Source organism: Parafrankia sp. BMG5.11 (assembly GCF_004337455.1).
This window is the reverse complement of the sequence record NZ_SJXI01000149.1, coordinates 1-7,200: the sequence shown is the minus strand read 5'-3', so window position 1 is coordinate 7,200 and position 7,200 is coordinate 1. Positions and strand designations below refer to the sequence as shown.

Sequence of the window (7,200 nt, the reverse complement as noted above, 5' to 3'; positions counted from 1 at the left end):
GTTCATGGCCAGCGCACTAGCCGCCGAGGAAGCGGCAGCCTCATCCGTCCAAGGGCCGACGGTGGTGACCTCCTACGGGGCCGGGCGGGCCCGGCGCGGGCGGGGTGGGCCGGCGGGCACGGAATCAGTGCGCCAAGGCCGCGGGAACGGGACTTATGCGGCCCCAATCCCGCCACCCGGCAATGTGTGGCGGCTGGGTGAGTCCGGGCTGTCACTCAACCGCCACGGCTGCTCGACATCGCGCATGAGGCCCAGCCGGCGTGAATACCTATCGGTTCCGGCCTGCTCCGGACGCCAGCACTCCTGCACGCGCGCCGCCCGCTCGACACCACGGCCGCCACGGGCACGGGCACGGGCACGGGCACGGGCACGGGCACGGGGGATCATGGCGGTCCACGGAGCAGCGGAGCACTGGTGTCAACCGGCGCCGTACGTCGGCTGGGACACGAGCGGGCCCGTACGCGAAACCGCCTCCAACCATCATTGACCGGACACGGCCTAGAGGGACGCGCCCTCTACACCGAACTGGTCCCCCGGCTACACGAGATCGAGCTGGCCGGCACGCCCGAATACATGCAGACCCTGTTCGTCGGCGGACCCAAACGCCTCCCCATCCGCTACACGATCACCTAGCCCGCCGCCACGGACACCGACCCGAGCGCCTTCGGGGGCCAGGATGACCGAACCGGCGGGTGGACAACCGGCGTGGATCGTCGACGACCCCAGCGTGGTCACCCCTGAGTGGATGACCGCCGCGCTGCGCCGAGGCGGCACCGACACCGAGATCGTCGGGCTACGCCACGAACCCGTCGGGGGTGGCCAACTCAGCTCCAGCCACCGCTTCCACCTCGACGTCCATCCCGACAGCGCCGACCCGGCGCCCTCCTCGGTGGTGCTCAAACTGGCCGCCGGCACCCCCGAAGGCCGCGGCCAGATCGCCCCCGGCTACCGCAGCGAGGTGGGCTACTACACCAGGTTCGCCCCCAGGCCGAAGCCGCGCTACGCAACCTCGTCGGCCTGCACGGCCCGTTCTGGAACAAGCCGGGCCTCACCAACGGCGCCGACTGGCTACGCCAGACCGACGAAGCCGGTCTCAGCTTCCTCGGCGAAATCCTCACCGCGGCCACCGAGCCGTTCCTCGACCGGTTCCAGGACCGTCTCTCCCCACCGACACAGACACACTGCACCGCACCGCCGATCACTTCGCCCGCTGGGGCCGACACGTCAGCACCCGCCACACCCTCATCCACGGCGACTACCGCCTCGACAACCTCCTGTTCACCGAATCCCACGAGGTGACAGCCATCGACTGGCAGTCGCTCGAGATCGGCTTCCCCGGCCGCGACGTCGCCTACTTCCTGGCCACCGCACTGCCACCCGCACTCCGACGCGCCCAGGAAAAGAACCTGGTCCGCGCCTACCACGAACAACTCACCCAGATGGGCGTCGACGACTACCCGCTCGACGACTGCTTCCACGACTACCGCCTCGGAACCCCACAGGCACCACTACTCACCGTGCTCGGCTCCGCCTACGCGACCAACGAACCCACCGAGAACTCCGACCGAATGTTCCTCTCCATGATCACAAACGCGTGCGCCGCCATCCGCGACCTCGGCACCCTGGACCTGCTCGGCAGCCACGCACGGTGATCCTGGGGCTCAAGGTGTTCACAGAGTGCGGATAGGTGCCGGACGACGCGGGCGAGTTCGGCGAATGCGGCCACCGGACGCAAATAAGGACCGGCGTCGAAGTACCGCTTCGGTCGCAGTAGCGACCGCGACTGAATGTTCTCGATCTTTCGAGTGCCAGAACTCGGCCACCGTATTGATGTGTCCCGATCATAAGGCGGCCCATCCGTATTCGTTGATTAGGACGCCCAGGACGGACCAGCGCTTGATCCTGCCGTCGCGGCGGCGGCCGGGGGTGGTCGTGCCAGGCCGGTGGGAGGCGGAGCCCGCGGTGCGGGCGTCGCCGGTTGCACCGGGCTGACCACCGTGGACTCGCGGCGCCGCTCCGGCCGACGCGTCAGCTCAAACGGCCCCGCCCCCTGACGGCCGGCCGCCGGCCCCGAGGCATGCCTCGCCCGCTCGCCTCCCGCTACGCCAAACACGGCTACTACTTCCACGGCGGAGCCGCCAACACCTTGATCATGATCTCGTTTTGACCACACCACCCAGCAAGATCACCTGAGGGCAACCTAAGTCGTTGACGCTGACGTCGAAAGTTGGGAGCATGTGCTCACTCGTCCGCCGGACAATGGCCAGCCAACTAAACACGGCCTTGTGAGAGCCACCTGCTCCCGGCAGGGCTGTTTTTCGTGGCTGATGGTGCCGCGATGCAGACAACTTCGATGACTCAGAGGTGGAAGGCATATGCAGAACACGGTGCCACGCGACCGAACAAGGTGGTCGCGTCGGCGGTCGGCGCGGGCGCTCTTAGCCCTGCCCCTGGCCTCGCTCCTGTTCGTCGCCGCGTGTAGCTCGGACGACGAGGATGCCACCACCCCGACCGAGACGGCCGCGGCCGCCAACGCGCTCGGGCCGGTCGACAAGGCCGCCGGCGAGCCCGTCAAAATCGGGATCGTCTCGGACGGCCGGTCTGCCGCCATCGACAACTCCGTCCAGTTCGCCGTCGCGGAGGCCACCGCCAAGTACCTGAACGAGCATCGCGGGGGCATCGGCGGCCGACCCGTCGAGCTGGTGACGTGTGAGACGCAGGCAGACCCGGCCAGGGGTACCGACTGCGGGAACCAGATGATCGAGAAGGACGTCGTCGCGGTCGCGGTCGGCGAGTCGGCGGTGGCCGAGGGCGTATGGAAGCCGCTGGCCGACGCGGACATACCCGTGATGTTCTTCGGCGCGGGCAGCCCGTCGATTCTGTCCGACCCCAACAGCTTCACCATAGGCGATCCGACGTTCGCGACGTTGCAGCTGCCGATCAGCCTCGCGAAGGACAAGGGCCTCAAGAAGGTCACCGAGGTCGTCATCGACGTGCCGGCCGCGCTCCACAACGCGCAGGACCTCGCACCGCCGCTGATGGAGAAGGCGGGGCTCGAGTACGAGCTCATCCGGATCGCTCCGGGCACGGCCGACATGACGCCGCAGCTGCAGGGCGTCGCGGGTGACAAGTCCAGCGTCGTGTTCATCATCGGCAACGACTCGTTCTGCATCAGCGCGATCAACGGCCTGCGGGCGGTCGGGTTCGAAGGCACGGTCAGCGCCATCTCGCAGTGCATCACCGACGCCACCCGTAAGGCCGTGCCCGGGGACGACCTGGAAGGGATGGTCATCGGCGCCTCTGTTCCCGTCGGTGGGGACGACCCGTCCAGCGTCCTCTACAACGCCGTGATCGACACCTACGGGAAGGACGTCGACACCGGCTCGTCCGCGGGCCGGGGCATGTTCGTGACGTTCGCCGGTCTCGCGGCGTCGCTCGAGGACATCAAGGGTGAAATCACGCCGGCGACCGTCACCGCCGCTATCAAGGCGGCTCCCGAGAAGGAGCTTCCGGGCGCCTCCGGGTTGCAGTTCCGCTGCAACGGCAAGGCCTACCCGGACTCGCCGGCGGCCTGCGTGCGCGGCGGGTTGTCCACGACTCTCGACAGCGATGGCCAGCCTACGGAGTACAAGGTTCTCGGCACCTCTCCGATCCCGGACTGACGGCCGCGTACCCACTACCCACTCATCGACGTATTTCTCGATAGCCGGTTCGGCCCCCCACTCGGCGTCTGCCCGAGTGGGGGGCCGAACCGGCCCGCGTTTTGCAGGACTGAACTGAAAGATGCCAGGAGATCGTGATGGAACATATAGGTTCGCTACTTCTGGGCCTGGGAAACGGAGGGGTGTTCGCGGCGCTGGGTCTCGCGCTCGTGCTCACCTACCGGAGCTCGGGAGTCATCAACTTCGCGACCGGGGCGGTAGCGCTCTACGTCGCCTACTCCTATGCCTACTTACGCGACGGCGAGCTGTTAGTCCTCTTTCCCGGACTGCCTGTCTCGGTTGACCTTGGCGGAGAATGGGGGCTGGCACCGGCGGCAGCGCTCTCCCTCCTGTTCGGGGCACTGCTCGGCGCACTGCTGTACCTGGCGGTGTTCAGGCCCCTGCGCGAGGCGCCTCCGCTGGCCCGGGCAGTGGCGTCGCTAGGTGTTCTGGTGGTCATCCAGTCGGTGATGGCGATCCGGCTCGGTACGGCGCCCGTCAGCGTCGAGGCGATCTTCCCGGCGGAACGGTGGGAGTTCGGCGGCGCGAAGGTGCTGTCCGACCGCCTCTATCTCGTCGTCGCCGTGGTGGTCCTGACGCTGGCGCTGACCGCGGTGTACCGCTTCACCCGATTCGGGCTGCTGACGAGGGCGGTGGCGGAATCCCAGACCGGCGCCTACGTCAGCGGCGTGTCCCCGGACCGAATCGCTTTGTTCAACTGGATGATCAGCGGCGTGACCGCCGGTGCCGCCGGCATTCTCATCGCGCCGTTGAGCCCGCTCTCCCCGACCACCTACACGCTCTTCGTCGTCCCGGCCCTCGCCGCCGCCGTCGTCGGTGGCTTCACCAACCTCGTGCCGACCGTGGCCGCCGGCATCGCCATCGGCATGGTCCAGTCCGAGGCGCTCTCACTCGCCGCCGACAAGGTGTGGTGGCTACCGAGGACAGGCGCGTCGGAACTCGTCCCGCTGGTGGTGATCCTGCTGGCGCTGCTGGCCACCGGACGGGGCCTGACGGTCCGGGGCGGTCTGGTTCGGCAACCGCTGGGTCGGGCACCCCGGCCGCGCTCCCTGACACTGCCCACGGTCTTCGGTACCGCCGTGGGCGTGATCGCCCTGCTGGCCACCACCGGAACCTGGCGAAGCGCGGTCATCGGCACCTTCATCGCCGCGATCATCGGCCTGTCGCTCGTCGTCGTGACCGGCTACGCCGGCCAGGTGTCGCTGGCCCAGCTCGCGCTGGCCGGCAGCGCCGCGTTCACGCTGAGCGGCCTGACCCAGAGCTGGCACGTCCCGTTCCCGTTCGCGCCCCTGCTGGCCGCGCTCGCGGCCACCGTGCTGGGCGTGGTGATCGGGCTGCCCGCCCTGCGATTGCGGGGGCTGACCCTGGGCATCGTCACCCTCGCCCTGGCCTACGCCATTGAGGCCGTCTGGTTCCGCAACACCCAGATCGTCAGCAGCGAGGGCGCCGCGGTGACCCAGCCCAAGCTGTTCGGCCTCGACCTCAGCATCGGCACCGGCCACGCCTTCCCCCGCATTCCCTTCGGCCTCCTGTGCCTGGCGGTCCTGGTGGCCGTGGCCTGGGGCGTCGCCCGGCTGCGGACCAGCGCACTGGGTTCGGCCATGCTCGCGGTCCGCGCCAACGAGCACTCCGCCGCCGGCATCGGGATCAACGTCGTGGCGATCAAGGTCGCCAGCTTCGCGATCGCGTCGTTCATCGCCGGCCTGGGTGGCAGCCTCCTGGCCTACCGGCGTGGTGTCGTCACCTTCGACTCGTTCACCGCGATCGGCGGGCTCGCCCTGCTCTCGACCGCGTACCTGGCCGGCGTCACCTCGGTCTACGGCGGCATCCTCGCCGGCATCATGGCGGCGTCCGGCATCACCTTCGTGGCCATGGACCGCTGGGTCCACCTGGGCGACTGGTTCCCGGTCATCACCGGCATCGGGCTCCTCGTCGCCCTCATCGGTCACCCCGAAGGCCTCGCCACCGGCGGCCACGAGCTCGCCGACCGACTGGACCGACTACGCCACCGCAAGCGCACACCAACCTCCCCGGAGCAGGCCAAGAGGCTGACGCCCCAGCAGCCCACAGCCGCCGAGGCCGACCTCACGACGAAGACCAGCGTCCCCGCACCGGCAAGCACCGACCAGACGGAACCGGTGAGTACCGCCAAACCGGTGAGTACCGCCAAAGCAGAACCGACCGTGCCGACACAGCCGGCAGGCGCCGACCAGGCGGCGGAACCAACCGAACCGGCAAGTACCGACCAGGCGGAACCAACCGAACCGGCGCAGCCGGCGGCCACGGTGCTCGACATCAGCGGACTCACTGTTCGTTACGGTGGCGTGACAGCTGTCTCCGAGGTCTCGCTGCGCGTCCACGCCGGCCAGATCGTCGGCCTCATCGGGCCGAACGGCGCCGGCAAGACGAGCGTGATCGACGCGACGACCGGATTCGCCCAGGCCTCGGGCACCATCCAGCTCGGCGGAGAGCCCATCGAGGGCCTGCCCACACACGCGCGGGTGCGGCGTGGCCTCGCCCGCACATTCCAGTCCCTGGAGCTCTACGACGACCTCACCGTCGAGGAGAACGTCAGCGCGGCGCTGTTCGGCGCGCGCGGGGACGAACGTCACCGCGCCCTGGCGGCCGCGCTCGACCTGGTCGGCATCGCCGACCGGGCCGGCCGGCACGCCGACGAACTGAGCCAGGGCGAACGGCAGCTCGTCTCGATCGCGCGGGCCTGCGCCACCAGCCCGCGGGCTCTGCTCCTCGACGAACCCGCCGCCGGGCTCGACACCACCGAGACCGCCTGGCTCGGTGAGCGCATCCGCTCGATCAGCCACACCGGGGTCGGCGTGATCCTCGTCGATCACGACGTCTCCCTCGTGCTGTCCGTGTGCGACTACATCTACGTCCTCGACTTCGGCAAGGTCATCGCGGAGGGGACCCCCGCGACGATCCGCGCGGACCGCGCCGTCGCCGACGCCTACCTCGGCTCCGTCCACGACGCCTCAGCAGAGGTCGAGGCGGAGATAGAGGAGATAGAGACGGAATCGGCAGCACCGCCGGAGACCGCCTCCCCGTCAGCGGTGGAGACCACCTCACCGCCAGCCGCGGAAACCACCCCGACCCCAGCACCAGCCACGGAGACCACCCCACCGGCGGCGGCGGAAACCATCCCATCGCCAGCACCAGCCACGGAGACCACCCCACCGCCAGCCGCGGAAACCACCCCGACCCCAGCACCAGCCACGGAGACCACCCCACCGGCGGCGGCGGAAACCATCCCATCGCCAGCACCAGCCACGGAGACCACTCCACCGCCAGCCGCGGAAACCACCCCGACCCCAGCACCAGCCACGGACACCACCCCACCGGCGGCGGCGGAAACCATCCCATCGCCAGCACCAGCCCGCGAACACCACTCCATCGCCAGCCCCGGAAACCACCCCGACCCCAGCCACAGCAACCACGACCACCCACCCAGAAGCCGCACAAA

At 69.2% G+C, this 7,200-nt stretch carries 3 protein-coding genes and 1 pseudogene; all 4 read left to right on the top strand.

Annotation, left to right across the window (positions count from 1 at the left end):
- Nucleotides 1-498: 498 nt before the first annotated feature.
- Nucleotides 499-633: pseudogene (locus E0504_RS47940) on the top strand (cytochrome P450); the annotation flags it as partial.
- 182 nt (nucleotides 634-815) lie between these two features.
- Nucleotides 816-1,652: a phosphotransferase gene (locus E0504_RS47935; protein WP_235014152.1), complete on the top strand. Its 837-nt coding sequence runs from the start codon at nucleotides 816-818 to the stop codon at nucleotides 1,650-1,652.
- Between the two features lie 723 nt (nucleotides 1,653-2,375).
- Complete coding sequence (locus tag E0504_RS47930) at nucleotides 2,376-3,662, top strand: ABC transporter substrate-binding protein (RefSeq protein ID WP_112106949.1); 1,287 nt, start codon at nucleotides 2,376-2,378, stop codon at nucleotides 3,660-3,662.
- A gap of 137 nt (nucleotides 3,663-3,799) precedes the next feature.
- Nucleotides 3,800-7,200: ATP-binding cassette domain-containing protein (locus E0504_RS47925; protein WP_243657980.1), on the top strand; the 3,401-nt coding region annotated here is incomplete at its 3' end.